Genomic DNA, 23,754 nt, shown 5'->3' with positions numbered 1-23,754 from the left:
GGCGGGGGGACGCAGGGTTGCCAGGAGTTCCTCGGCTTCGGGGCCGGCCTGCGTCGCGGCCAGGTTGGCTGCGGCAATGGCTGCCACTACTTCGCTCCGTTGGATGGAGACACCCCGTGGGGCTTCGATTCCGATCCGAACGCCGTCGCCGCGCCCTTCCATGACGGTGATGACAATGTCGTCCCCGATCATGATCTTCTCGCCCGGCTTACGCGTCAGTACCAACATGCTTTCAATGTACCTTTCCAAAGGCCGATGCGGTGGCCGGATTGCCGTCTACCCAACCGACGGGGATGCCCAGCGCATCCACCGTTTCCGGCGTCGCCGTTTCCGAGGCACCGATGACTGCGAGCGCGTCCACTACCACGGACTCGCCGGCGAGCAGATCCTGTAGTGCCCGTACCCAGATCTTGCTGTCTTCTGCTTTCCGCCGTGCGTCTGCGACGATCCAGAGCTGATCGGCGGCGAGGCTCGCGATGTGCGCCGCCGCCGTCGGCACGTCGCGGGGGCGGCCGAGTCCGAAAGCAACCACCACGGTCTGCCCGGTCAGGACCGCCTGGGCGCGTGCCGCCGTCGCACTTTGCCGTCCCTGAACGTGAAGGTGACCGAAGGCGCTGAGATCGCCGGCCGTGCGGACGTCCGAGCCGCCAGCGGCAATGGACATTTCCAGGGCCGGTCCCAGGGCGTCGTCGCCGAGGCCCAGGAGGACGATGAGGTTGCCAGCTCCGGTCATCGGCACAGGAGGCACAGGAGGCACAGGAGGCACGGAAGGCACAGGAACAGCGCTCGACGTCGGCAACACCGGCAGGGCGGCCAAGGATGGCGGCGGCGACGCCGGTTGGAGTTCCTTGCCCAGTTGTTCCAGCAGGCCCGCGAAGTCCGGAGAGGCTGTGGAAACGGGAGTCGGGGCGGGTTTGTGCAATTCGAGTTCGGCGGCGTCCGCACGCTCCAGGAGCGCTGCGATGGCCGGCCCATGAAGCTCGTGAACCGGGCCGGGCGCCGGGCCGGATGCAGCATCAGGCTCCGGAGCGGCAGGGACTTCCGCGACCTCCACCGTCGCCTCGAACCTGGCGGCGGCGAACAACCCTACGATGCCAGGATTGGTGACCTTCTCTGCAGACACCACGCGAGCTCCGGGCCCGTACTGCTGAAGGGCTTTGACCCTAATGGCCTCCAGAGACGCCCCACTAAGCTTGTAGCGCTTCTGCATAGCGGACCACCCCCACCGTTTCGATTCGGATGTTGGCAGAGGTAACTTCGCGGTACGAGAGGACAGGAACGCCGCCGTCGGGACTTGCCACAAGGCGGTGGATGGCTGGCCTCAAGGCGGGGGCGCACACCAATACAGCTTCCCGCCCTGCTGCGGCCGCGCCGTCGACGGCCGACTTCAGCGAGGTGAGGACGCCGTCCAGCTTTGCTTGGCCCATGACGATTTGGGTGCCTCCTTCGGCCGGGCGCATGTCCTCAAGCATCGACTGCTCCAGCAGGGGATCAATCATGATCACGTTGAGCACTGGACCGTCGAGGTACTTGTTGGCCAGAACCGGACCGAGTGAGTGCCGTGCGGACTCGATCAGGGATTCAGGATCTGTGGAGACCTTGGCCCGTAGGGCGAGTGCCTCGTAGATCCGCGGGAGATCGTTGATGGGGACCTGCTCTTCCAGGAGGCCCTGCAGCACGCGCTGGATCTCGGCGAGGGACAGCAGGCCGGGCGTGAGTTCTTCCACCGCGGACGGGCTTTGCTTCCGGACCCCTTCGGTGAGCACGCGGACGTCCTCACGGGTAAGGAGCCGGGCAGCGTTGGCTGCGATGATCGAGGACAGGTGCGTCACCAGGACGGACACGCGGTCGATCACGGTGGCTCCGGTCATTTCCGCGCTGTGCCGCATCTCCGTGGGAACCCATTTGCCGGACAACCCGAAGACGGGCTCCACGGTTGCCGTTCCGGGCAGGGCGTCCAGGAATTCGCCCAAGGCGAGGAGCTTGCCCGACGGCGCCACTCCCCTTCCAGCCTCGACCCCGGCAATGCGGATGGCATAAGTTGACGGCGGCAAGTCCATTGCATCCCGGGTGCGGACCGGCGGAACCACCAGCCCAAATTCCATCGCAATTTTGTGGCGCAGGGACCGGACGCGGGCCAGCAGGTCATCGGAGGCACCCGAGACGATGTCCACCAGGTCCGGAGCCAGCAGGATCTCCACGGGATGGACGCGCATGTCTTCCATGAGCCGCTCGTTGGGATCTTCTTCAACAGTGCCGGCCGCCAGGTCCTCGGCATCTTCCGCCTCGGCTTGGAGCTTCTGTTGCGTGGCTACCCGCCGTGAAGCCAGGACCAGCAGCGCACCCACCACAACGAACGGAAGAATGGGCATGCCCGGAATGAGGGCCATGCTCCCTGCTGCCAGACCTGCGATGAGCAGGGCGTTGGGCGACTGCATCAGCTGAGAGGAAGCCGTGCGGCCCATGTCCTCCTCGGCGTTGGACCTCGTGACGATCATGCCGGTGGATACGGCCATGAGCAGGGCCGGAATCTGGGTGACCAGGCCGTCACCCATGGTTAGCAGGCCGTAGGTGTTCAGGGCGTCGCCGGCGTCCATGCCGCGCTGCAGCACGCCAATGGCGATGCCGCCCACAAAGTTGATGATGATAATGATGATGCCTGCGATGGCATCGCCCTTTACGAACTTCGAGGCGCCGTCCATGGCGCCATAAAAGTCGGCCTCCGCCGAGACTTCAGCACGGCGTTTCCGGGCTTCGGCGTCCGTGATGAGCCCTGCGTTGAGGTCGGCATCGATGGCCATCTGCTTGCCGGGCATGGCATCCAGGGTGAACCTGGCACCCACCTCGGCAACGCGTTCCGCGCCCTTGGTGACCACGACGAACTGGATGACCACCAGGATCAGGAACACCACGGCGCCGATGATCAGCGAACCGCCAACGGTGACCTTGCCGAACGCCTCGATGACCTGCCCGGCGAAACCTTGCCCCAGGACAAGACGGGTGGACGCGACGTTGAGTCCAAGGCGGAACAGCGTGGCCACGAGCAGCAACGATGGGAAGACGGAGAAATCCAGGGGCTTCTTCACGAACATGCTGGTCAGCAGGATCAGGAGCGCAAGCAGGATGTTGCACACGATCAGGAAGTCCAGCAACGGTGCCGGCAGCGGAACAACCAGCAGCAGGACGATGCCTACGATGCCAACCGGCACGGACAGCCGGGCGAATTTGTGGTTCTTCATGCCTGAAAACTCTCTTTCATACGGTGCATGCCTCGCGCAGTTCCCCGCGTCTTCAGCGACATCACGAACGCCAGTACTGCAGCGACGGAGCGGTACAGGTCAACCGGAATCTCCTGGCCCAGTTCGCACGCTGAGTGCAGGGCCCTGGCGAGGGGGATGTCCTGGACCATCGGCACCCCCTTCGCTTCGGCTTCCTCCCTGATGCGGGCAGCAATCAAGCCCGCGCCCTTGGCCACCACGCGTGGTGCCGATTTGCCGGCGTCGTACTTCAAGGCAACTGCCACGTGCGTCGGGTTGACCAGCACCACGTCGGCGTCCCCGATCGCACCGATCATGCGGTTGCGGCTCATGCTGAGCTGGCGTGAACGCCGCTGGGATTTGATGAGGGGGTCGCCGTCGGTGTTCTTGTTCTCGTCCTGGACTTCCTTCTTGGACATCCGGGTCTTCTTGCGGTTGCGGCGCATCACCACAAAGATGTCCGCGGCGGCCAGCACCAGTCCGGCCGCTACCGCGAACTGGATGAGCGCGCCGATTCCGCCGGCAGCTGCCGCCAGCACACCTGCTACCGGCAGCCCGCCGGCCGTCAGCAGCACGGGCATCAACCCCTGCACCACGGTGTACAGCACAAGACCTACGACGGCGGTCTTCAGCAGCGCTTTGGCACCTCCCCAGAGTGCCTGGCCGCCAAACATCCTCTTGAAGCCGGCGAGCAGGTTGAAATGTTCGAACTCCGCGCGGAACTTCTTGAACCGGATGCCACCCTGAAGCGCTGATCCCGCCAGGACCACCACGGTGACTACCAGGAGCAGCGGCCCCAGGATTCCGGCCAGGGAACCGAGTCCTGCCTCGAGCGCAGCCACGGCTTTGGCGGGGTCGGGATCAGCGATGACGCTTTTCACGGTAAAGAGCTGGTCCACTGCGGCGTTGGAAGCGTGGTCAATGGTTGCCGGGAGCATCGCGGCGGCAGCGCCCACTGCCAGCCAGGCCATCAGGTCCTGGGACCTGGAGAGCTGGCCCTTCTCCCGGACCTCGCGCATCCGTTTGTCCGTGGCTTGCTCGGTTTTTTCCTGTGAATCCGCCACTCAGCCCACCCCCATCAGGGTGTTTGCCGCTTGCTCAGCGAGGGTGGCCACGAGCCTGGGCAGGGCAAGGAACAGGAAGCCGGCCAACGCCAGGGTGATGAAGATCTTCAGGGGAAAGCCCAACGCGAAGGCGTTCAGTGCAGGGGCGACGCGGGTGAGGAGGCCGAGCCCGACGTCGGCCAGCACCAGGACCACCAGCAGCGGACCCGCGATCTGGACTGCTGCGAGGAACATTCCGGTCAGGGCACCGATCATGGCTTCGACAGGCTGGTTGAGGTCGATTCCGCCTGCCAGCGGCAAGGCGTTGAAGCTTCCGGTGAGGCCGCCGATGACCATCTGGTATCCATCTGAAGCGAAGAGCAATGCCAACGCTGCCATCTGCATCAACCGGGTGAACTGGGCCCCGTTGACCATCATCTGCGGGTCGAACGCCTGGGCCATCTGGAAGCCGCTGAAAAGGTCCACGAGGCTGCCGGCGGACTGGATCGCGGCGAAAATCACCATCACCAGGAAGCCGAGAAACAGGCCTGTGACCAGCTCAAGGACCACGGCCATGATGAAACCGGCCGTATCCGCAGGGACGGAGTCGGCCGAGAGCCGCTGGGACACGGCAAGGCCCAACCCGATTCCCAGCATCGCCTTGATGCGGGCCGGAATGGCGTGGTGGGCGAACGGCGGGGCCACCACCAGGAAGGCCGTCATGCGGACCGAGGCCAGCAACATGACCTGGATCCACGACTGGTCGACGGGAATGTCCACCTCACGCTCCGCCGATCAGTCCTGGGATGCGGGCGAACAATTCGTTGGTAAAGGCGACCATTTCGGAAATCATCCAATGGCCGCAAACCACCAAGGCAATGGCCACAGCCACCGCCTTGGGAACGAAAGACAACGTGGCCTCCTGCAGTTGCGTAATGGATTGCAGGAGGGAAATGGCCAGGCCGACCACCAAGGCGGTAACGAGGGTAGGCGCAGCCAGCTTGGCCGCCACAATCATCGCCTGGAGGCAAATATCCAGGACTGCATTGGTATCCATCAGCCGCTCGAATAGCTCTGGATCAGGGAAGTAATTACCAGTCCCCAACCGTCCACCAGGACAAACAACAGGATTTTGAAGGGCAGAGAAATCATCACCGGCGGAAGCATCATCATGCCCATGGACATCAGGGCTGCGGACACCACCAGGTCGATCACCAGGAACGGGATGAAGATGACAAAGCCGATGATGAACGCGGCGCGGAGTTCGGAGATCATGAACGCCGGAACAAGGGTCTGGAACGGGACGGATTCGGGGTTGGCCGGATTGTCCATTTTCGCGGCCCTGGTCATGAGGGCGATGTCCTCTTCACGCGTGTGGGCCAGCATGAAGTGCTGCAGTGGGGACCACCCGGCGCTCATCGCTCCGTTGAAGTCCAGGCCGCCGTTCATGTAGGGCTGCACGGCAACGGTGTTGATATCCGAAACCACTGGCCACATGACGAAGAGGGAGAGGAACAGGGCCAGGCCTGCAAGGACCTGGTTGGGTGGGATGGCCGGCAAGGACAAAGCGTTCCTTGTCATGGCCAGCACGACGAAGATCTTGGTGAAGGACGTCATCATGAGCAGCAGCGCCGGGGCCACAGAGAGCAGCGTGATACCGATCAGTGTCACTACGGCCGTGGAAGGTGTCCCGTCCAGACCGTTGATGTCGATGCTGACGTTACCGCCGGCTCCGGGCGCTGCTGGAGCGGTTGGCGGCGTGGGCTGGGTGGGGTCGATCGGCGTCGCTTGTGCCGCTGCCATGCCAAGCCACAACAAAGCTGCCGTGAGCAGGACAACCGCCAGCACGGAAACCAGCCGCGGCGCGGCAAAAACAGCGGATCGGTTCAATTGCGGCGTCCACGGAAGGCGTCCGAGGCTTGGCGCCAGGTGGAGGCGGACAGGATGGAGCCGTGCATGGGTGGCGTCTGCCGGGCGGGAACGCCGGTGCCGTCAGGGAGGCGGTGTGGCTGGCCGCCACGGTGGAGTTCGCTGCGTCGGCGCAGCACGGGCAGCGACCCCGTGGCTGGTCCGAGCGGATCAGCACGAGGCGCTGGCGTTGGCTCACCCGAAGCCTGCCGGAACAACTCTGCGAAGCTCGCCGGCGACTGCTCCTCCACAGCCTCGACCGTCTCCGAAGCCACAACCGGAGCGTCGCTGCTGTGCAGCACAGTGACTGCGTGCTCGGTAACCCCCAGCAGGAAGCGCTTGTCTCCCGCGTCAACCACCACTACGGAGGCTTTCTGGCCCACCACCTGCCGGCTCACGACAGTGAGGGCAGCATCGGCCCGACGCCTGCCCTTACCCTTGCCGAGGCGTTTCTGGACGAACCAGATCAGCCCCAGGACGGCACCGAGGGCAACCAGCACCCGCAGGCCGAGGATGAATGAGTCCATCTAGTGCGCGCCCTCTGCCCCGTCCAGGATGCGGGTGATGCGGACGGCGTAGTCCTGGTCAACCACCACTACTTCGCCGTGGGCGATCAACCGGCCATTCAGCAGCACATCGGCGGGTGCCCCGGCCGAGCGGTCCAGCTCAATCACCCGTCCGGGCTCCAGAGCCAGGGCGTCGCGGACGGACATGCGTGTACGTCCAATCTCCACAGTCAAGGCCATTTCGACATTGCTGATGAGGCCCAGGCGGGCAGCCATGTCGGTGTCCTGGGCGCTGCGGCCGGCCGCGGTCAGGCCTCCGCCGCTGTTGACGGCGCCGTTGTCCCGCACGCGGATGGCGAACCAGCCAAAGGGGACGCCGCCGTCGTTTGCCTGATGGGCGCTGTTGAGTTCGAAGACCGCAGTTTCCGGGTCGTTCAGCAGCCCCGCGGCGTCTTCCTCGCGCAACTCCCCCAGCACACCGGCGTCGAACGCTGACGCGGCCTGTTCCAAAGCGGGACGCAAGACATCGACGGCGGACACCGCACCTACCAGTCCGGCACCGCCTGCGGCGTCCAGGAACGAACGGTCCACCAGCAACAAGGCGAAGTCCGCCGTCGAGGCACCCACGAACGTGGCCGACACGGCAGGGGAAGCGTAGGCCGCTGCGTCCCGCGCCGGAACGATGCCGGCAACCCGCAGAGTGGAAGCACTCGGCAGATGCTGGGCAAGGCGCTCGGCTGCCGCCGCCTGAAGGGTCAAAAAGTTGCTCATCGCTGGTGCTCCTCGGTTGTGACGATGACGGCGGCGGCCCTGGAGCCGTGGCGGGCAGCCGCGGCCGTGGCCAGGCGGGTGCCGTTGATGGTGACGTCGAACGGCCGGTTTTCCAAGTGCGGCAGGTGCAGGACATCGCCGACGGCGAGCCCCAGGATCTGCGCTGGAGTCACCGGCGCGGGGGTCAGCTGGACGGCAACATCCACGGGAACCTGCGCGAGCTGGGCACGGACCAGGGCCTCGTTGTCCACGCTGTGCACGGTGGGGTTCACGTCGCCGAGCCGGGACAGCAGGACGTCGGCGGGAATGGCCAGTGTTGCGGCGCATTGGGTCTCGCCCACATTGACGCTGAACGAGGCCACGATCATCAGTTCGGACGGCGCAGCGGCTTGCGCGAACTGGGAGTTGTACTGGATGCCGTCCATGGCCACGGTTTGGGTCAGGAGATTGCCCAGCGAATACCGGAGGTCCTCCAGCACCTCCTCCACCATCCGGGAAATCAACGCGTGCTCGATCTGGGTAAACTTCCGCTCCGGAGCCACGGTGTCTGTGGAGCCGCCCAGCATCCGGCTAAGCCAGGACAGAGCGGCGGTCGCCGGGAACTGGATGACGAGCCGGGACTCGCTGCCGTCGATCCGGCACAACACCATGGAGGTGACTGACGGAAGGGAAGCAGAGTATTCGTCGTAGCTCTGCATGCTGAGCTGTTCCAAGGCGGCGGTGGACTTCAACCGGACCTTGGCGGTGAGCTGCGTCCCCCACTGGCGCGCAAAGGTTTCGAAAGCCACTTCCAGCACGCGGCTGTGCTGGCGGGGCAAGGTGGTGGGTCGGCGGAAGTCATAGACGTCCACAGTGCGCTGGCGTACGGCCGCGCGATCTTCCTGTTCTCCCACGGATGGCACTATCGGCACGCCAGCCAGGGGCGTAAGGCTTTTGCGCAGGACTATTCGGCGGCTGTTACGGGTACTATTTTGCCGCCTTCGCCGCGGCGGCCGACTCCTTGGTTTGCGCTTCGATGGCACCTGGAATCAGCGCGCGGACATCCTCCGGACTGGCCGACAGCAGCACCACGTCCACGCGACGGTTCAGTTCCATGAGTTCCTCGGTGGAATCGTCCGTCACTTGGCGCGCAGCACCGAAAGCAACGGCTCCGATCCGCCCGGGCGGCATGCCTGAGTTGTCAACGAAGTACCGCAGCACATTCACGGAACGTGCCGCTGAAAGCTCCCACGTGGACGCGAAGGCCGTGACGCCCTTGGCCGCGTGGCCTTCCACCATGACCTCCAAGCCGGAACCCACCACCGTGGGAGCGATGGTGTTCAGGATCTGGACGGCCTTGGGTGTGAGGTCAGGCATGTCGGGCTGGAAGAAAGTCTGCGAGCCCACCAGCTTTACCGTCAGCCCCCGCTCCCCCACCACGAACTGCACGTTGGCAGCCAATCCCTGGGCGTCCAATTTTGCCTGCATGGCACCCTGCAAGGCCGTGAGCTTGTCGGCCTCCTTGATGGCCAGGTCCAATGCCGAGAAGCCTTCACCGTTGGACGTGGCGAGTTCGGCCGGAACCACTACGCCGCTGGCCGTATCCACTTTCTGGCTGATTTCCGTGCCGAATCCCGTGGCCAGGGAGTTGCGCAGTTTCTCAAACTTCACCTGGTCCACCGAGGACATGGCAAACAGGACAATGAACATGCACATCAACACGGTGACCATGTCCATGTAGGAGGCCATCCAGCGTTCGTCGACGTGGTGCTCTTCAGGCTGCCCGCCGCGTCTCCTGCGCGACCTCATGCTGCCCTGGACGCCGAAAGCTTGCCGGTCTTGCCGGCGTCGTCCGCTTTGCCCTTGTTGTCCTTGGATTTGCCCTTCGCATCGGCCGGGGCCATCGCGCGGAGCCGTTCGGCCAGCAGCAACGGCTGGGTTCCATTCTGCACCGCCAGCAGACCTTCCATGAGGAGTGTCATCCGTTCGACTTCCAGCTCGGACAGGCGCTTGAGCTTGGCACTCAAAGGCAGCCAGATGAAGTTCGCGGACAGCAGCCCCCAGAGGGTGGCTACGAAGGCAGCTGCGATCATCGGGCCGAGGTGGTCGGGAGAAGACAGGTTCTCGAGGACGTGCGTCAGCGAGACCACGGTTCCGATGATGCCGATGGTGGGCGCATACCCGCCCAAGGCTGCGAAGAATTTGGAAGAGACGTGGTCGGCACGGATTTTGGTGTCAATCTCGTCCTCCATCAAGAGGCGGAGTTCCTCGGCGTCCGTGCCGTCGGCGATGTTCTGAAGCGAGCGCTGCAGGAACGGGTCCTTGGCGTTGTTGGCCTCTTCCTCGAGGGACAGCAGGCCGTCACTGCGGGCTTTCTCGGCGAGCCTCACCAACTCGCCAATGCTCTCAGTGGGCTTGGCGGGCTTGCCAAGGAAAGCTTTGGGCACGTCCTTGAAGGACTGGACCACATCGCGGAGCGTATTGCCTGCCAGCCCCACCGCGATGGTGGCACCGAATACCAGGATCATAGGTGCGGGCAGAAGCAGCGACATGAGGTTCGCATGCTCCAGGGTGACCATTGCCACCACGGATGCGAAGGCCAGCAGCAGACCGACGATTGTCATGGACTACCTTCCGTTCGGGTGGTGGGGCCCTGGCTCTTCGCCGGGCTCAGATTCAAGCCCGGGCGACCTGACCAGGCTCAGCGGATAGCCCGCCACGGCCGGCAGGTCGTGGGCACGGCGCAGCACACTGGCGCGATAATCCGCGATCAGTTCCACCACCTCAACCAGCGATTCCCGCACAACATAAGCGGCGCCGTCGAGAGTCACCAGATGAGTGTCCGGGCTCTCGTGGATCCGTTCGAGGATGTCCGGATTCACGGCGAAGCGTGTGCCGTTCAGGCGGGTGACAACGATCATGGGCTGTTCTGCTTCGGCTGGGGATGGAGGTGTTTCATCCCCTACTGTCGGCCACAGTCTGCGCGGCGTTAGGAAGGCGGCAGGATCACCGCCTCCCCAGCATGACTAGCGCTTCAGGTTGCTCAGTTCCTGCAGGACCTCATCGGAGGTGGTGATAATGCGGGCGTTGGCCTGGAACCCGCGCTGCGCCACGATCAGGTTGGTGAATTCCTGGGACAGGTCCACGTTGGACATTTCCAGCGAACCGGACGTCAGCGAGCCAAGTCCTCCTTCACCGGCGCCCCCAAGCTGGGCCGCTCCCGAGTTCGCCGTGGCAACGTAGGTTGAGCCGCCGGCCTTTTCGAGGCCTTCGGGGTTGGTGAAGCGCGCCAGAGCCACTCGTGCGAGGACTTCCTTGGCGCCGTTGCTGAAGGAACCGATCAGCGAACCATCGCCGGCCAGGGTGAACGACTCCAGCTCACCGGCTTCGGCGCCGTTCTGGCTTGTGACAGCCAGGGTGCTCAACTGCGCGAAACCGGTGACCGCACCCATGGTGACCGTGATCCCGCCGACCGTCATGGTTCCGCCGGATGTCAGGGCACCATTGGCGAAAGTGAGGGTGGAAGCACCCGTGGCACCATTGGCGTCCGCACCAGCCACGTTCCAGCCAGTGGCAGAGCGGCTGAAGGTCAGGGTGAGGCTGCGCTCTGCTCCGTTGGCGTCGTACACCTTGACCTGGCGTTCAACGGAAGTGCCCACGGCTGCGTCCGATGGCAGGTTGCCGCCGAGGGTCGCATTGGTGGTGGCAACTGCCGGTGCGGTGGTGTCCGGGGACAACGTGATGGGGCCTGTGGCTCCACCCGTATTGACCACACCGTTGGTGGCCGTCCAGCCCTGGAGGATGCCGCCGTCGGGACTGACCAAACGGCCCGCAGCGTCCATCTGGAAGTTACCCGCACGGGTGTAGTACTGCTGTGCGCCCTTGCCCGTGACGAAGAAGCCTTCGCCGGAGATCATCAGGTCGGTGCCGCGGCCGGTGCTCTGCGATGAGCCCTGGCCGAAGTTGGTGCTGACGCCTGCCACCCGGACGCCAAGCCCGATCTGGGCAGGGTTGGAGCCACCCACGTCCTGCTGCGGGCCAGCCGCGCCCTGGGTCATCTGCGAGAGCGTGTCCTGGAACTGGGCCGACGACGTCTTGTAGCCGGTGGTGTTGACGTTGGCGATGTTGTTGCCGGTGACGTCAAGCATGGTCTGGTGGGCGCGGAGGCCGGAAATTCCGGAGTACAGGGAACGGAGCATGGTGTTGCCTTTCTTCGGGTGGGTTCGGGGTAAGTCTGGGGTCAACTCAGGTGGTGGGCTGAGTGGTCTTGGCTTCGGTCATGCCGGTGATCAGGTCCAGCGGCACCTTGACGTCGCCCACCGTCACGGTCGGAACGCCATCGGCGAAGGACACCGCACTGGCTACGCCGTCGCCTTTGGTCCCGTCGGCGAGCGTGTAGCTCACCTGGGTCCCGATGATCTGCGCCGCAGCGGTCCGCATCTGCAGCGAGAAGCTCTCCTTTGCGCCAGCCGTCAGCTCGGTCATCTTTTCCATCATGGAAAGCTGCACCGATTGGCTCATCATCTGGTTGGTGTCCATGGGCGCACTGGGATCCTGGTACCTCAGCTGAGTCACCAGCAACGACATGAAAACTTCGGAATCCATGGTCTTCACGGGAGTGCGGACAGCCTCGCCCGAGCCGACGCCGTTGTTGGCCGCAATCGCGGGAATAGTAGTCATGATTCTCTCTCCTTCACCTCAGACGAGGACGTCCAGGCGGTTTGGACTGCTCGGGTCATGTACGACGCCGGGTGGCCGCTGGCGTCGTTGCTGCGGTTGGTCTTCGGGGCTGTTTGTCCGAGGGTCACCCTCGCGGCGGGCTGGCTGCCCTGGGTCACGGGTTGCACTGCCGCTTCCTTGACCGGGGTCTCTTCCGGCGTCTTTTCCGGTGTCCGTCGGGCTGTTATGCGAGGACAGGCTCAGGCTTGCGCCGGAGTCTTCCAAGCCCCGCCGGAGTTCAGGAAGGACATGACGCACGGCTTCCCTCCCGGCATCGCCGGGTGCGAACAACTCGATGCGCATGCCGGTACCGTCGATGTGGGCCCGGACGGTGAGGGGGCCAAGGTCCTCCGGTGTTACCCGCAGCGTCATCACGTGCTCCCCCGGACCGGCCGCCGCGAGCGAGAAGAGCGGTGCTGCGAGCTGGGGTGTGAGGGGTTGTTGAAGGGTTGGCTGGAGCGCGGTTCCGGCCGGGGTTGGCAGGAGCGTGGTGGGGGTGGCCGCAGGGTGGACAGTGAGCGGGGCTGGCATGGCGAGGATCGCGCCCGATTCGGGGGTTCCCTGCGCACCATGCCGTTCCAACCATCGAACCGGCAGCGAGCCATCGAAACGGGCAGACTGCGAAACCTCGGCAGCCTGGCCCGGAGCGACCACAGGCACTGCCGCAACCGCAGGCACACCGGCAGTCCCACTCCCAGCGGTTCCCAGCGCAGCTACGCCCGTATCGGGGGTTCCCTGCGCACCATGCCGTTCCAACCATCGAACCGGCAGCGAAGCCCCGATATGGACAGGCGTGTCAGCGGCGAGGTCTTGAGTACCTGGAACAGGAGCAACCGGACCATCCGCATCCGATTCGACGGCTTGCTGCGGAATAGACGGTACGAGCCGTCGAACGGGCAGCGAGCCATCGAAACGGCCAGACTGCGAAACCTCGGCAGCCTGGCCCGGAGCAACAACAGGCACTGCCGCAACCGCAGGCACACCGGCAGTCCCACCCCCAGCGGTACCCTGCGGAGCAACAACAGGCACTGCCGCAACCGCAGGCACACCGGCAGTCCCACCCCCAGCGGTACCCTGCGGAGCAACAACAGGCACTGCCGCAACCGCAGGCATGCCAGCACTCGATGCACCACCGGCACCCGCAGCTACGTCCGACTCAAGCTCGCCCGTTTCGGGGGTTCCCTGCAAACCACGCCGTTCCAACCATCGATCCGGCAGTGAGTCATCGAAATGGGCAGACGTGTCAGCGGCGAGGTCTTGAGTGCCTGGAACGGGAGCACCCGGACCATCCGCTTCCGTTTCGACGGCTTGCTGCAGATTAGACGGTACGGGCCGTCGAATGGGCAGCGAGCCATCGAAACGGGCAGACTGCGAAACCTCGGCAGCCTGGCCCGGAGCGACCACAGGCACTGTAGCAATCGCAGGCACACCGGCAGTCCCACTCGCAGCGGTACCCTGCGGAGCGACAACAGGCTCGGCCGCAACCGCAGGCACACCGGCAGTCCCACTCGCAGCGGGACCCTGCGGAGCGACCACAGGCACTGCCGCAATCGCAGGCATTCCAGCACAAGAATCGCCACCGGCACCCGCAGTTACGTCCGCCTCAAGCTCGTCCATTTCGGGCGTTCCCTGCGCACCATGCCGTTCCAACCATCGAAATGGCAAAGAAGCCCCGACATGGACAGGCGTGTCTGGGGCGGGGTCTTGTGTACCTGGAACGGGAGCACCCGGACCATCCGCATCCGGTTCGACGGCTTGCTGCGGAATAGACGGTAGGAGCCGTCGAACTGGCAGCGAGCCATCGAAATGGGCAGCCGGCACCGCCTCGGCAGCCAACACCATATCAAAGGTCCCGGCACTCGAAGAGCCGCCTGGAACTCCGCGGCCACCAGCACCACCACCTGTGCCTGCGGGGCTGGCAGCACCCGCACGGATGCCACTTCCAACCACCGCCTGCATCACGCGCCACCTGCCGGGACGATCCTGCGGATGGACGTCAGGTTGGAGTACTTCTCCCAGGCATCCCGGATCTGGATGGTCTGGCCGGGCACGGGAGCGTCGATGGCTTTGCCGTTGCCCAGGTAGATGGAGATGTGCTCACCGCCGTAGCTGACCAGGAGGTCTCCAGGCTTGGCCTCAGCCAGCGATGCAACAGGTGTGCCCTTCTGCATTTGGTCGCTGACCACACGGGGCAGTTCGACGCCGAGGTCCTTGAAAACCCGTTGGACGAAGCCGGAGCAGTCCATCCCCACAGCCGGATTTGTTCCACCCCAGACGTAGGGCACTCCGATGTACTTCTTGGCCGCTGCCACCACGGCGTCACCCGACACAGCCCCACTGTTGGTGCCGGTTGCCGCAGCCCCAGCGGCCGCCGTCGTACTCCCCGCAACGGGCAGCAGTGAGCCCAAGCCGGAAGCCACGGAAGCCACGGCAGAAGAAGACGAGGTGCCCATGGCGCTGGTCAGCGCAGAGGCAAACGACGCGGCGTCGGCAACCGAAGCAACCGAAGCAACCGAACCAGTCGAAGAAACAGCTGTGGAAGACACCCGCGCCCCTTGGGCCAACTGCTGCAGCTGGGACTCAATGCTCTGAATCCGCCCGATGGCGTCGGTCATGCTCATGATCCGGCCTTCCTGTGCCACGCCGTGGAGGCGATTTCGTCCAGGACACCTTGTTCGGCGCGGAGGGCGGTGGCGGCATATTCGGCGTCGTGGCGGACTTCGAGCTTCTCCAGCCCCACGGCGCGACGCTTCGCTTCGGTGTACTCGGCCCGGGCTGAGGCGGCCTCGGTTTCGGCCAAAGCAGCCAATGCATCCAGCTCGGCAAGCATGCTCTGCGAGGAGGCGCGTGCGGCAGCGATGGCCAGCAAGGATGCGGAGTCCCCGGCGTGCCCGGCGGAATCGGCCAAGGCCTCACGGGCTTCCGCCCGGCGCACACGCAACGACGCTGACCTCGAGTTGGCCGCTGCCAGCCCACTCTCAGCGGACTTCTGTTCAGCCTGCCGCAGCCGCAAGAGCCCTGCCAGGGAGAATTGTCGGTTCACGCGGCTCCTTCAAAATGCCCAAAGTTCGCTGAAAGTCGGGAGAGCTCTGCCCATGCATCACTGTGGGGCGTCGATTCGCCCATGCCCTGCCGCAGGAACCGGTTGATGGCCGCTTCGTGGTCCAAGGCGGCATCCACCAGTGGGTTGCTGCCGTGCCGGTACGCACCGACATCGATCAGGTCCTGGGCACCACGCCGGGCGGCGAGGACGCGGCGGAGAGCGACTGCGAGCGCCGTGTATTCACGCGGATTCACTTTGGATGCCACGCGGGACACGGAGCCCAGCACGTCCACGGAGGGAAAATGCCCGGTGACGGCGAGTTTGCGGTCCAGGACCACGTGACCGTCCAGGATGGAGCGGGCGGCGTCAGCGATGGGTTCGTTGTGGTCGTCGCCGTCCACCAACACGGTGTAGATGCCGGTGACGGACCCGGTTTCCGCGGTTCCGGCGCGCTCCAGGAGCCTGGCCAGCACGGAAAAGGTCGACGGCGGGTAGCCGCGTGTGGCGGGCGGCTCACCAGCGGAGAGGCCGATCTCGCGTTGGGCCATGGCCACCCGGGTCAGGGAGTCCATCATGAGCACCACATCCTTGCCGGCTTCGCGGAAGGACTCTGCGATGCGGGTTGCGGTGACCGCGGCCCGGAGACGCATGAGGGCGGGTTCATCGGAGGTGGCAACCACCACCACGGATCGGGCAAGGCCTTCGGGTCCGAGGTCGTCTTCGAGGAATTCGCGCACTTCACGGCCGCGCTCCCCCACCAGCGCGATCACTGAAACTTCGGCGTCGGTTCCGCGGGCCACCATGGACAGCAGCGAGGACTTGCCCACGCCGGACCCGGCGAATAGTCCCATGCGTTGGCCGCGCCCCAGGGTGGTCATGGTGTCCAGGACGCGGACCCCGGTCTGCAGGGGCGTGTCGATGCGTGCCCTGCTCATGGCCGACGGCGCTTCCTGATCCAAAGGGACCATGCGGGACAGGGGCAGCGGACCTTTGCCATCGATCGGCCTGCCCAGTGCATCCAGCACGCGGCCAAACAGTCCTGAGCCGGTGGGTACCAGCATTGGCGCACCTTTGGCCCGGGCAGGCGCTCCCGCGGCAACCCCGGTCAGCCGGCCCAGGGGCATGCACCGCACGGACCCGCTGACTGAGGCGACCACTTCGGCGTCGAGCGTTTCAGGACCCGCGCCCACTGTGACCAGTTCGCCGACCGCGCATTCCAGCCCGGCAATTTCAAGCCCCAGGCCGAGCACGGACGTGACGGTCCCGACACGCTGTGGGGCTGCGGCGGCCACGGCAGCGTGGAAGCGGTTGGCATGCGGCCGGTACGCTGTCACGGCTGACCCCCGAGCAGTGCCCGCTTGGCGCGCTCCAGCGCGGAGCCGAGACGCGCGTCGATCCATCCATTCGGATACTCCCCGACGGCGTCGCCGGGGTTGAGCGAAGGGTCCGCCTTCAGTTCAACACCGTCAGGGTCCGCGACGCCGGACGCCGCCAGCGCGGCGAGGTCACCCGGGTTGAGGCGTACTGCGGTGGCGTGTCCGACGCCGGTGCCTTGCGCTCCCAACGCACGGTGAAGCGCGGCGCGGGCGGTGTCCTCCCCACGGGCAAGTTCGTAGCCCAGGATGGCTTCGGCGAGCTCGATCGCACTGGCCGCCAGCACATCCTGCACTTCCCCCAATGCGACTTCCTGGCGCTGCTGCGCCGCTGCAGCTGCCGCCTGCAGGAGCTGAACTGACCGCGCCAGGGCCGAGCGGCCGGCGTCGAGCATTTCCTCATGCTCACGTTGCAAGCGTTCCTGAAGCTGGCGTTGTTCGGCCGCGGCGGCCTGCATCCCGGCGGCGTAACCTGCTGCGTGGCCCTGGACGAATCCGCGATCGGTCCCGCTGGAATGTTCGGAGGCGCCAACCGTGGGGAATGTGACCCGGGTGAAATGCTCAGTAGACAAAGTCGTCCTCGTCCCCGCGCCGGACAACGATGGCGCCTTCAGCTTCGAGTTCGCGGATGGACCTGACAATCTCGGCCCGGGCTTCCTCGACCTGAGAGGCCCGGACGGGGCCGGACGCCGCCATCTCGGACTCGAGGATTTCGAGGTTGCGGCCGGACATGTTGGCACGAACGGTGTCCAGGACCACCGGTGGGGCGCCCTTCATGGCCACAGCCAGGACGTCGGCACTGACCCCTCGGAGGATCTGCTGGATGTCGCGCGGCTCCAACTTTACGATGTCCACGAACGTGAGCATGCGCGCACGAACCTCGGTGGCCAGCTCCGGATCCAGGGTGCCCAAGCCGTCCAGTACGGAGCGCTCGGTGTTGACGTCGGAGCGGTTGATGATGTCCACCAACGGCTGGATGCCGCCGACGATCTCGTTGGATTTCCGCTGGGACATGACAGCACCGGCCCGGACCTTGAGGGTCTCAGCGACTATGCCCACAGCTTCCGGGGACGCCGAGCCCATGGTCGCGATGCACCGGGCAACCTCGATTCGTTGCACGTCCCCCAGCCCGGACATCACTGCCGAAGCCTTCCCGGGCCTCAGGTGGGCGAGGATCAGCGCGATGGTTTGCGGCAGCTCACCGTCGATCAGAGCCAGGATCTGTCCGGGGTCCATCATTTCCAGGAACTCGAACGACTTCCCGGCCATAGTGGACGCGAGCCGGTCCATGAATCCCGCGGCTTTGTCCGCACCGAACGACGCTTCAAGAAGCCCGACGGCGAATTCCTGACCGCCGCGGGCAGTGCGGCGGCCGCTGACGGCCAGTCCGTGGAACTCGTTGATGACGTGGTCCGCCACGACGGACGAAACGCGGCGGAGCCGGACGATTTCGGCGGCGATGTCCTCGGCTTCGGATTCCGAGAATTGGGCCATGACCGAGGCTGCGCTGGTGGGACTCATCTGCATGAGCACCACCGCCACCTTCTGCACCCCGCTCAGGGCCGATGCTTCCGGGACCGTGTGGCTCATACGGACTGCCTCTCATCCATGAGCCCGCGCAGATACTCGGCCGTGCGGGCGGGGTTGTCCGCCACCATGGCCTCGATCTGGGCACGCTTCAGCTCGCCGTCCAGGGCGTCCGAGCCCGGTAGCGGCAGGGCCGGTGTGGGTTGGATGGGCGCTGCGGGCTGGATGGATGTCAGTTCGATGGCGGTGGTCGCCGGTCCGGTGAGGGCCGGCGTCGGAATCGCTTCCGGCAGTGCGTCATAGTCGGTCCGTTCGCCGAGGTCCACGGGCTCACGGCGTTGGCGACGCTTCAGGGTGATGAGCACTGCCACGATCAACGCGATGGCGGCCAGCATGATGCTGCCGGCGAGGATGAGCGTGTTCATGAGGGCGGCTTCCTTGGCAGCCTCTGCATCGGCTTGGGCGGCGCCCAGGGCTTCGGCTGCCTTGTCTGCTGCCGCGGTGCTGAACGGAAGCACTTCCACCGTGACCACGTCGCCGCGGGCGGCGTCGATCCCGGCTGCCGAGGTGACCAGCGCCCGCACCGAGTCCACATTGACCCCGCCTGCTGCGGCCTGGTTGATGGCCACGGAGATGGTCTGGCGCTTCACAGCGCCTTGCGGGATAGTACGGTCCTCAGTGATCTTGTTGACGGCGTTGTTCTTGGTGGTGTCGCTGGAATCGTAACTGCCGTTGGCATCCGTGCCGCCAGGAACAGCGATGTTGTCCGGGCCAAGGACGCCCGCTGCTCCGCCGCCGGTTCCGGTGTACGTCTCCGTTTTGGTGGATTCGCTCAGCGCCGGGGTGTCCGCTGCGGGTGTGAACGTTTCGCTGCGTTGCTGCGCGGATTCCGCGGTGACGTCTGCAGCGACAGCCACTGTGGCATTGCCGGGTCCCACGACGCTGTCGAGCACTGCCCTGACGGCGTCCGAGGTGCGCTGCTGGTAGTCAGCGGCCTGCTTTGACGAGGATCCCGTAGCCCCGCCACCCACCGTGGAGAGTACGTTGCCTTGGGAGTCAACCACCGAAACGTTGGTGGGCTTCAGGTTTTCGATGGCTGCCGATGTCAGGTGCACAATTGCCTGGACTTTGTCCGAGGACAACGTAGTGCCGGGCTGCGTTTCGACGAACACTGAGGCGGTGGCCTCCGGCGTGGTGTCCACGAACACGGACTTCTCCGGGATGGCCAGCCGGACCGCGGCGCTCTTAACGCCGTCCATGGCCTGGACCGTGGTGCTGAGTTCGCCCTCAAGCGCGCGCTTGTAGGTCACCGACTGCTGGAACTCAGAGGACGTGACACCCAGTTTGTCCAGCAACGAGTACCCAGTGGCGGCGGCAGAGGGAAGTCCGGCCGCCGCAGCCTTGAGGCGTTCGTCGTACACCTTGTTTTCGGGGACCAGGATGGTGGAGCCGCCGTTGCTCAGTTCGTAGGGGATGTTGTCTTTGCGGAGCTGCTCCACGATGCTGTTGGCGTCCGTGTCCTTCAGGCCGGAGAAGAGCGGCGAGTAGGCAGGCTTTCCCAACCATGCCGTCAGCGCGACGCCGCCAAGGACCAGCACGGCTACACCCAGAATCGCGAGGGTGCGCTGGGCGGGCGAAAACGCTTGGACTCCGCTGCCGAGTTTGCGGAAGAACTGGGTAATCCCGGGTGGCATCAGGCCTGCATCCTCATGATCTCGTTGAACGCGTCAATGCCCTTGTTCCGGACTGCTGCCACGAGTTCAAAAGTCACCTGGGCGCGCGTTGATGCAAGGGTTGCCTTGTGGATGTCGTCCAGGTTGCCCGTCACAGCGGACACCGCAAGTTCCTTGGACTTTGACTGAAGGGACTGCAAATTGTCGACGGCGCCAGTCAGGGCGGTGCCGAAGTCGCCACTGGCTGCGGCTGGCTTTGCAGTGCCCACGTAGCCGGTTCCGGTGACGCCCTGAATGCTTTCAATGGGGCCCAACGCCATCAGGACTTCCCTATCTCGAGTGCTGCCAAATACGTTTCGCGGGCCCGGTCCACCACTTGGGCGTTTGCCTGGTAGCCGCGCTGGGCAATGATCAACGTGCCCATCTGCTCCGCCATGTCAATGTCCGGGTACCGCACATTGCCGTCAGCATCAGCCAAAGGATGATCGGGTTGGTACACGATGCGGCCTTCGCCATCACCCAAGGGTGCGCTCTTGACGTACACCCCATCGCCGTTGCTGCCCTCTGCAGCCTCGATGTAGCGGGCGCGGAAGGCCTCGCCATCGGTGCGGGAGGCGTTGTTCATGTTGGCAAGGTTGTCCGAGACCGCGTCAAGCCATTTGCGGTGGACGGTCAGGGCTGAGCCCGCGATACCAATTGCGTCGAACGTCATCAGTTGGTCCTCAAGGCCGTGCGCAGCGAGGTGAATTCGCCGGCCGCGGCCCTCGAAGCGAACTGGTAGCGCAGCACGGTATCGATGTTGGACAAAGTCTCGGTGTCCAGGTTGACGTTGTTGCCATCAGTCCGGGTTGGCTCATCGGACGGGGAAATTGTGGCGTTCACGTTGCCATCACCGGAACGCACCGAGGCCGCCAGTTGGTCTTCGAAGGAGACCCTCTTCGCCTGGTAATTGGGCGTGTTCACATTCGCGATGTTGTTGGCGATGGTCCGCTGGCGCAAGGAAAGCGCGTCCAAGGCGCTGTCCAAGGCGGCGGAAGTCACGGATTCAAGCACAAAGTCCTGCCTGGTGGTGTCGTAAGGCCAATCCGTGGCCATGCATCGAGCGATCCCTGCTCAGCAACAGCTATCGGCCGGGCTCGAAAGCACGTTAGGAAAATCAGCAGACTAATTTTGCATATCTCGTGCCCTCTTTCGGGAACGGCACTTGTGGGGCCGGCTCTGCGCCGTTTGGCGCTGGGATACCACGCATATCGGGCTTCAGACCCCGTCCGTCGGCGCCGCTTTCTGGTCCACGCTCGCCGTCAGCTCGTCAATCCGCTCCAAAGCTTGGCTCAGCCGCGTGACGGTCTCCCAGAGATGAGGGTGTTCTTCCCGGATCGAGTCCAGGTCAGGGCCAGCAGAAGTGAGCGATGCGAGGTCGAAACTCACGTTGGTTCGCGCTCCGGCCAGCGCTGCCCTGAGCGCTCCGAACGCCACCACCACGTCCGCTATCAGCGCCGGGTTTCCGTTGGAGGCGAGCCAGCCCAGATCTTCAATGGCCTCGATCGCATGCTCGCCCAGGACGGCAGAAGCCTTTGCCGCGTCAACGGATGCCCTGTGAATCGCGTCTTCCCGTTCGGGCCCCGGGTCCAGCCGGAAGGCAGCACCGAATGCTTTGGACGCGGCAGCGTCGTCATCGGCCAACTGGAGGGCCGTACTACGCAGGGCGCGTGCCCGGGTGTGCAAGGCCGCCAACCCAGCCTGCTGGACTTGTTCCGGCTCCGTGTAGCCCGCCACCATAGAGGCCAGCGACGCCGCAATTGCCAGCATCACTCCGGTCCCGGCGCCGCCGCCGGGCGAGCCGGTGGACTCGGAAAGTGCCCGCGTCCAGTCCTCAACCGTGGATCCCCGCGTAGTGACTGACTCGGAATTATCCATGGCATCCAGTGTGCCCGGGATTTCCCAGGCAGCGCAGATTTTCGTGTGGATAGACTGGCCAAACCTACGGCGTCGAACGAAAAAGGGCAGACTCATGACCATTGACCTCGAAGAGCTTTACAAAGACCTGCACACGAACCCTGAGCTCTCCTTCCAGGAAGTCAGAACGGCCGGGATCGCGGCCGGCCATCTCGAAAACCTTGGCTTCACCGTGCATCGCAATGTCGGTAAGACCGGAGTGGTGGGTGTCCTTGAGAACCGCCCGGGCCCGGTGGTCATGCTCCGTGCGGACATGGATGCGCTGCCGGTCAAGGAAGCAACAGGCCTGGACTACGCAAGCACGGCAGTCGGCGTCGATCATGAAGGCCAGGACATGCCTGTCATGCATGCCTGTGGGCATGACGTCCATGTCACGTGCCTGGTGGGAGCGGTGGAAACCCTGGCCACCCGGAAACAGGACTGGAGCGGCACCCTCATCGCGGTGTTCCAGCCGGCCGAGGAATGGGGAGGCGGCGCGGAAACCATGGTCTCGGACGGGCTCTATGACCGGGTGCCCAAACCTGACATCGTCCTGGGCCAGCACGTCGCACCGTTCCCCGCCGGGTGGTTCGGTATCCGCCCCGGGGTCACCATGGCATCAGCGGATTCCCTCAGCATTACCTTGCATGGCCGGGGCGGGCACGGCTCGCGCCCCGAAACCACAGTGGACCCCGTCCTCATGGCGGCCGCCGCTACCGTGCGTTTGCAGGGGATCGTGTCCCGCGAACTCGCGGCCAGTGATGCCGCTGTGGTCACTGTTGGGCAAATCCACTCCGGCACCAAGAACAACATCATCCCTGAAACGGCATCCTTGGGACTCAGTGTGCGGTCCTTCGACAACGCCACGCGGGGGAAGATTCTTGGTTCCATCGAACGGATTGTCAAGAGCGAAGCAACAGCCTCAGACGCGCCCAAGGAACCGGATTTCCACTACGAGGAACACTTCCCGCTGACCGTCAATGATGAATCGGCGGTGGACCGGATTTCCGCGTCGTTCCGGGCAAAGTTTGGGGATAAGAAGATCATCGACCCCGGCCCGGTCTCCGGCAGCGAGGACGTTGGAGCCTTGGCAAAGGCTGCCGATGCTCCCCTGGTCTTCTGGTTTCTTGGCGGTGCTGACCCGGCTTTGTTCCAGGAGTGGGCAACCACCGGCCGGCTCCCCGATATTCCGTCCAACCACTCGCCGTACTTCGCACCGGTCATCCAGCCGACGCTGACCCACGGCTCGGAGGCCTTGGTGACGGCGGCCCTCGAATTCCTCGGTGGCAGGGGCACTAACTAGCCGCGGACATCCAGCAACAACGGCCGGTCCGAAACCGACCCCGACGGCACGGCGTCGATGGCACCCAGCTGGGTGCCGGCGTCGTGCTTTGCGCGGTTCAGGATGGCGACGGCGTCCGCCTGGGCGTCCAGAACCCGCCGGGCACGATCGGCCAGGGAGGCGGGCAACGGTCCGGCATCCACAGGGGGCGTCCACGACGGAACGTCGCCACCCGAAACGGCCAAGGCGATGTCGCGTTCAAAACCGTCCAGGATGGCGGACCACTTCTCGGTCATCTCCAGGTTTTCAGGCGACACCGAGTGCCCTGCCACCCGGTACAGCAGGAGCCTCTGCCGACAACTGTGCCGCGGCCTCGTGCCAGCCCTGGCGGAGTGGCTCCAGGAGTTCGATGCATTCCTTGGTCCGCTCAACATCGCGGTAGATATTGGCGCCGATGAGGGCTTCCATGGAGTAGTCGTAGATGCTGGCCAGCGAGGCCGCGCCGTCCCAAGCATCGGTCCTGAGCGTGGACCGCAGCTCGGTGACAATCGCCTGGGCGTGCAACAGGTTCTCCCGCGCAACGTCCCAGTTACGGCTCTCCTGTGCCAGCTGCGCGCGCTTGAGGTCCAGCAGGAGCCGGTCGTACAGCATGGTGAGCAGCCGGGCCGGAGGTGCGGACAGGACGGCGTCGTCGTTGTACCGGGAGAGCTGCTGCGCGCGGAGTGCACTGTAGGTCAT

29 protein-coding genes are annotated in these 23,754 nt (G+C 64.9%); 1 reads left to right on the top strand and 28 read right to left on the bottom strand.

Annotation, left to right across the window (positions count from 1 at the left end):
• The 26 genes from csrA to GVL04_RS22625 all read right to left on the bottom strand — a co-directional run.
• On the bottom strand, positions 1-228 hold a 228-nt coding region (gene csrA / locus GVL04_RS22750; RefSeq protein WP_159708790.1), incomplete at its 3' end, for a carbon storage regulator CsrA.
• Positions 229-232: 4 nt separating this feature from the next.
• Positions 233-1,126, bottom strand: a complete 894-nt coding sequence (locus GVL04_RS22745) for a hypothetical protein (RefSeq protein ID WP_159708788.1) — start codon at positions 1,124-1,126, stop codon at positions 233-235.
• Positions 1,127-1,187: 61 nt separating this feature from the next.
• On the bottom strand, positions 1,188-3,239 hold the full coding sequence (locus GVL04_RS22740) for a flagellar biosynthesis protein FlhA (protein WP_159708786.1): 2,052 nt from the start codon (positions 3,237-3,239) through the stop codon (positions 1,188-1,190).
• Entirely contained in the window at positions 3,236-4,321 is a 1,086-nt protein-coding gene (locus tag GVL04_RS22735) for a flagellar biosynthesis protein FlhB (protein ID WP_159708784.1), read from the bottom strand. Before GVL04_RS22735 ends, GVL04_RS22740 begins: the two co-directional genes overlap by 4 nt.
• Positions 4,322-5,080 carry a flagellar biosynthetic protein FliR gene (locus GVL04_RS22730; protein ID WP_159708782.1) on the bottom strand — a complete coding sequence of 253 codons (759 nt, stop codon included), beginning with the start codon at positions 5,078-5,080 and terminating at the stop codon, positions 4,322-4,324. It lies immediately after the preceding gene.
• 1 nt (position 5,081) lies between these two features.
• Positions 5,082-5,357 (bottom strand): flagellar biosynthesis protein FliQ, encoded by a 276-nt coding sequence (fliQ, locus tag GVL04_RS22725; protein ID WP_159708780.1) that lies wholly within the window; start codon positions 5,355-5,357, stop codon positions 5,082-5,084.
• Positions 5,357-6,190, bottom strand: a complete 834-nt coding sequence (fliP, locus tag GVL04_RS22720; RefSeq protein ID WP_235036408.1) for a flagellar type III secretion system pore protein FliP — start codon at positions 6,188-6,190, stop codon at positions 5,357-5,359. Before fliP ends, fliQ begins: the two co-directional genes overlap by 1 nt.
• Complete coding sequence (gene fliO / locus GVL04_RS22715) at positions 6,187-6,735, bottom strand: flagellar biosynthetic protein FliO (RefSeq protein WP_159708778.1); 549 nt, start codon at positions 6,733-6,735, stop codon at positions 6,187-6,189. The genes fliP and fliO overlap by 4 nt, the downstream gene beginning before the upstream one ends.
• The gene (gene fliN, locus GVL04_RS22710; RefSeq protein ID WP_159708776.1) at positions 6,736-7,485 is read right to left on the bottom strand and encodes a flagellar motor switch protein FliN; all 750 of its coding nucleotides are present in this window, start codon (positions 7,483-7,485) and stop codon (positions 6,736-6,738) included.
• The gene (locus GVL04_RS22705; protein WP_159708774.1) at positions 7,482-8,378 is read right to left on the bottom strand and encodes a flagellar motor switch protein FliM; all 897 of its coding nucleotides are present in this window, start codon (positions 8,376-8,378) and stop codon (positions 7,482-7,484) included. Before GVL04_RS22705 ends, fliN begins: the two co-directional genes overlap by 4 nt.
• Positions 8,379-8,451: 73 nt before the next feature.
• Positions 8,452-9,273: a flagellar motor protein MotB gene (locus GVL04_RS22700; RefSeq protein ID WP_159708772.1), complete on the bottom strand. Its 822-nt coding sequence runs from the start codon at positions 9,271-9,273 to the stop codon at positions 8,452-8,454.
• Positions 9,270-10,088 carry a motility protein A gene (locus GVL04_RS22695; protein ID WP_159708770.1) on the bottom strand — a complete coding sequence of 273 codons (819 nt, stop codon included), beginning with the start codon at positions 10,086-10,088 and terminating at the stop codon, positions 9,270-9,272. The genes GVL04_RS22700 and GVL04_RS22695 overlap by 4 nt, the downstream gene beginning before the upstream one ends.
• A gap of 3 nt (positions 10,089-10,091) precedes the next feature.
• On the bottom strand, positions 10,092-10,385 hold the full coding sequence (locus GVL04_RS22690; protein WP_159708768.1) for a flagellar FlbD family protein: 294 nt from the start codon (positions 10,383-10,385) through the stop codon (positions 10,092-10,094).
• Positions 10,386-10,490: 105 nt separating this feature from the next.
• Positions 10,491-11,663: a flagellar hook protein FlgE gene (locus tag GVL04_RS22685; protein ID WP_159708766.1), complete on the bottom strand. Its 1,173-nt coding sequence runs from the start codon at positions 11,661-11,663 to the stop codon at positions 10,491-10,493.
• 46 nt (positions 11,664-11,709) lie between these two features.
• Entirely contained in the window at positions 11,710-12,144 is a 435-nt protein-coding gene (locus tag GVL04_RS22680) for a flagellar hook assembly protein FlgD (protein ID WP_159708764.1), read from the bottom strand.
• 18 nt (positions 12,145-12,162) lie between these two features.
• Positions 12,163-13,800: a flagellar hook-length control protein FliK gene (locus GVL04_RS22675; protein ID WP_159708762.1), complete on the bottom strand. Its 1,638-nt coding sequence runs from the start codon at positions 13,798-13,800 to the stop codon at positions 12,163-12,165.
• 341 nt (positions 13,801-14,141) lie between these two features.
• Positions 14,142-14,804: a C40 family peptidase gene (locus tag GVL04_RS24895; RefSeq protein WP_159708760.1), complete on the bottom strand. Its 663-nt coding sequence runs from the start codon at positions 14,802-14,804 to the stop codon at positions 14,142-14,144.
• Complete coding sequence (locus GVL04_RS22665) at positions 14,801-15,226, bottom strand: flagellar FliJ family protein (protein ID WP_159708758.1); 426 nt, start codon at positions 15,224-15,226, stop codon at positions 14,801-14,803. The genes GVL04_RS24895 and GVL04_RS22665 overlap by 4 nt, the downstream gene beginning before the upstream one ends.
• The gene (locus GVL04_RS22660; RefSeq protein ID WP_235036407.1) at positions 15,223-16,560 is read right to left on the bottom strand and encodes a FliI/YscN family ATPase; all 1,338 of its coding nucleotides are present in this window, start codon (positions 16,558-16,560) and stop codon (positions 15,223-15,225) included. The genes GVL04_RS22665 and GVL04_RS22660 overlap by 4 nt, the downstream gene beginning before the upstream one ends.
• The gene (locus tag GVL04_RS22655) at positions 16,557-17,171 is read right to left on the bottom strand and encodes a FliH/SctL family protein (protein WP_159708754.1); all 615 of its coding nucleotides are present in this window, start codon (positions 17,169-17,171) and stop codon (positions 16,557-16,559) included. Before GVL04_RS22655 ends, GVL04_RS22660 begins: the two co-directional genes overlap by 4 nt.
• A complete protein-coding gene (fliG, locus tag GVL04_RS22650) occupies positions 17,161-18,189 on the bottom strand; it encodes a flagellar motor switch protein FliG (protein WP_159708752.1) in 1,029 nt (342 codons plus the stop codon). Before fliG ends, GVL04_RS22655 begins: the two co-directional genes overlap by 11 nt.
• Positions 18,186-19,820, bottom strand: coding sequence for a flagellar basal-body MS-ring/collar protein FliF (gene fliF / locus GVL04_RS22645; RefSeq protein ID WP_159708750.1), 1,635 nt, complete (start codon positions 19,818-19,820; stop codon positions 18,186-18,188). Before fliF ends, fliG begins: the two co-directional genes overlap by 4 nt.
• Positions 19,820-20,119 (bottom strand): flagellar hook-basal body complex protein FliE, encoded by a 300-nt coding sequence (locus GVL04_RS22640; protein ID WP_159708748.1) that lies wholly within the window; start codon positions 20,117-20,119, stop codon positions 19,820-19,822. Before GVL04_RS22640 ends, fliF begins: the two co-directional genes overlap by 1 nt.
• On the bottom strand, positions 20,119-20,511 hold the full coding sequence (locus tag GVL04_RS22635; protein WP_159708746.1) for a flagellar basal body rod protein FlgC: 393 nt from the start codon (positions 20,509-20,511) through the stop codon (positions 20,119-20,121). The genes GVL04_RS22640 and GVL04_RS22635 overlap by 1 nt, the downstream gene beginning before the upstream one ends.
• Entirely contained in the window at positions 20,511-20,852 is a 342-nt protein-coding gene (locus tag GVL04_RS22630) for a flagellar basal body protein (protein WP_159708800.1), read from the bottom strand. Before GVL04_RS22630 ends, GVL04_RS22635 begins: the two co-directional genes overlap by 1 nt.
• Before the next feature lie 204 nt (positions 20,853-21,056).
• Positions 21,057-21,716: a cyclodeaminase/cyclohydrolase family protein gene (locus tag GVL04_RS22625; protein ID WP_159708744.1), complete on the bottom strand. Its 660-nt coding sequence runs from the start codon at positions 21,714-21,716 to the stop codon at positions 21,057-21,059.
• A 94-nt stretch (positions 21,717-21,810) separates the two neighbouring features.
• Here GVL04_RS22625 and GVL04_RS22620 point away from each other — a divergent pair, with 94 nt between their 5' ends.
• The gene (locus tag GVL04_RS22620; protein WP_159708742.1) at positions 21,811-23,037 is read left to right on the top strand and encodes an amidohydrolase; all 1,227 of its coding nucleotides are present in this window, start codon (positions 21,811-21,813) and stop codon (positions 23,035-23,037) included.
• Here the strand turns inward: GVL04_RS22620 and GVL04_RS22615 are convergent.
• Together GVL04_RS22615 and fliS are read right to left on the bottom strand one after the other, a co-directional pair.
• Complete coding sequence (locus GVL04_RS22615) at positions 23,034-23,333, bottom strand: hypothetical protein (protein WP_159708740.1); 300 nt, start codon at positions 23,331-23,333, stop codon at positions 23,034-23,036. The genes GVL04_RS22620 and GVL04_RS22615 overlap by 4 nt on opposite strands.
• Positions 23,323-23,754, bottom strand: a complete 432-nt coding sequence (gene fliS / locus GVL04_RS22610) for a flagellar export chaperone FliS (RefSeq protein WP_159708738.1) — start codon at positions 23,752-23,754, stop codon at positions 23,323-23,325. Before fliS ends, GVL04_RS22615 begins: the two co-directional genes overlap by 11 nt.

It is taken from the genome of Arthrobacter sp. 18067, assembly GCF_902706295.1.
In the GTDB taxonomy this organism is placed as follows: domain Bacteria; phylum Actinomycetota; class Actinomycetes; order Actinomycetales; family Micrococcaceae; genus Arthrobacter.
The sequence above is the reverse complement of the archived record's forward strand: the minus strand, read 5'-3'. Positions and strand labels throughout refer to the sequence as shown.

Excerpts from the sequence above, each read along its gene's own strand:
- GVL04_RS22740 (WP_159708786.1), bottom strand. The coding sequence starts at position 3,239 with ATGAAGAACCACAAATTCGCCCGGCTGTCCGTGCCGGTTGGCATCGTA.
- fliQ (WP_159708780.1), bottom strand. The coding sequence starts at position 5,357 with ATGGATACCAATGCAGTCCTGGATATTTGCCTCCAGGCGATGATTGTG.
- fliO (WP_159708778.1), bottom strand. The coding sequence starts at position 6,735 with ATGGACTCATTCATCCTCGGCCTGCGGGTGCTGGTTGCCCTCGGTGCC.
- fliN (WP_159708776.1), bottom strand. The coding sequence starts at position 7,485 with ATGAGCAACTTTTTGACCCTTCAGGCGGCGGCAGCCGAGCGCCTTGCC.
- GVL04_RS22700 (WP_159708772.1), bottom strand. The coding sequence starts at position 9,273 with ATGAGGTCGCGCAGGAGACGCGGCGGGCAGCCTGAAGAGCACCACGTC.
- GVL04_RS22695 (WP_159708770.1), bottom strand. The coding sequence starts at position 10,088 with ATGACAATCGTCGGTCTGCTGCTGGCCTTCGCATCCGTGGTGGCAATG.
- GVL04_RS22690 (WP_159708768.1), bottom strand. The coding sequence starts at position 10,385 with ATGATCGTTGTCACCCGCCTGAACGGCACACGCTTCGCCGTGAATCCG.
- GVL04_RS22685 (WP_159708766.1), bottom strand. The coding sequence starts at position 11,663 with ATGCTCCGTTCCCTGTACTCCGGAATTTCCGGCCTCCGCGCCCACCAG.
- GVL04_RS22680 (WP_159708764.1), bottom strand. The coding sequence starts at position 12,144 with ATGACTACTATTCCCGCGATTGCGGCCAACAACGGCGTCGGCTCGGGC.
- GVL04_RS22675 (WP_159708762.1), bottom strand. The coding sequence starts at position 13,800 with ATGGACGAGCTTGAGGCGGACGTAACTGCGGGTGCCGGTGGCGATTCT.
- GVL04_RS24895 (WP_159708760.1), bottom strand. The coding sequence starts at position 14,804 with ATGAGCATGACCGACGCCATCGGGCGGATTCAGAGCATTGAGTCCCAG.
- fliG (WP_159708752.1), bottom strand. The coding sequence starts at position 18,189 with ATGAGCCACACGGTCCCGGAAGCATCGGCCCTGAGCGGGGTGCAGAAG.
- fliF (WP_159708750.1), bottom strand. The coding sequence starts at position 19,820 with ATGCCACCCGGGATTACCCAGTTCTTCCGCAAACTCGGCAGCGGAGTC.
- GVL04_RS22640 (WP_159708748.1), bottom strand. The coding sequence starts at position 20,119 with ATGGCGTTGGGCCCCATTGAAAGCATTCAGGGCGTCACCGGAACCGGC.
- GVL04_RS22635 (WP_159708746.1), bottom strand. The coding sequence starts at position 20,511 with ATGACGTTCGACGCAATTGGTATCGCGGGCTCAGCCCTGACCGTCCAC.
- GVL04_RS22625 (WP_159708744.1), bottom strand. The coding sequence starts at position 21,716 with ATGGATAATTCCGAGTCAGTCACTACGCGGGGATCCACGGTTGAGGAC.
- GVL04_RS22620 (WP_159708742.1), top strand. The coding sequence starts at position 21,811 with ATGACCATTGACCTCGAAGAGCTTTACAAAGACCTGCACACGAACCCT.
- fliS (WP_159708738.1), bottom strand. The coding sequence starts at position 23,754 with ATGACCTACAGTGCACTCCGCGCGCAGCAGCTCTCCCGGTACAACGAC.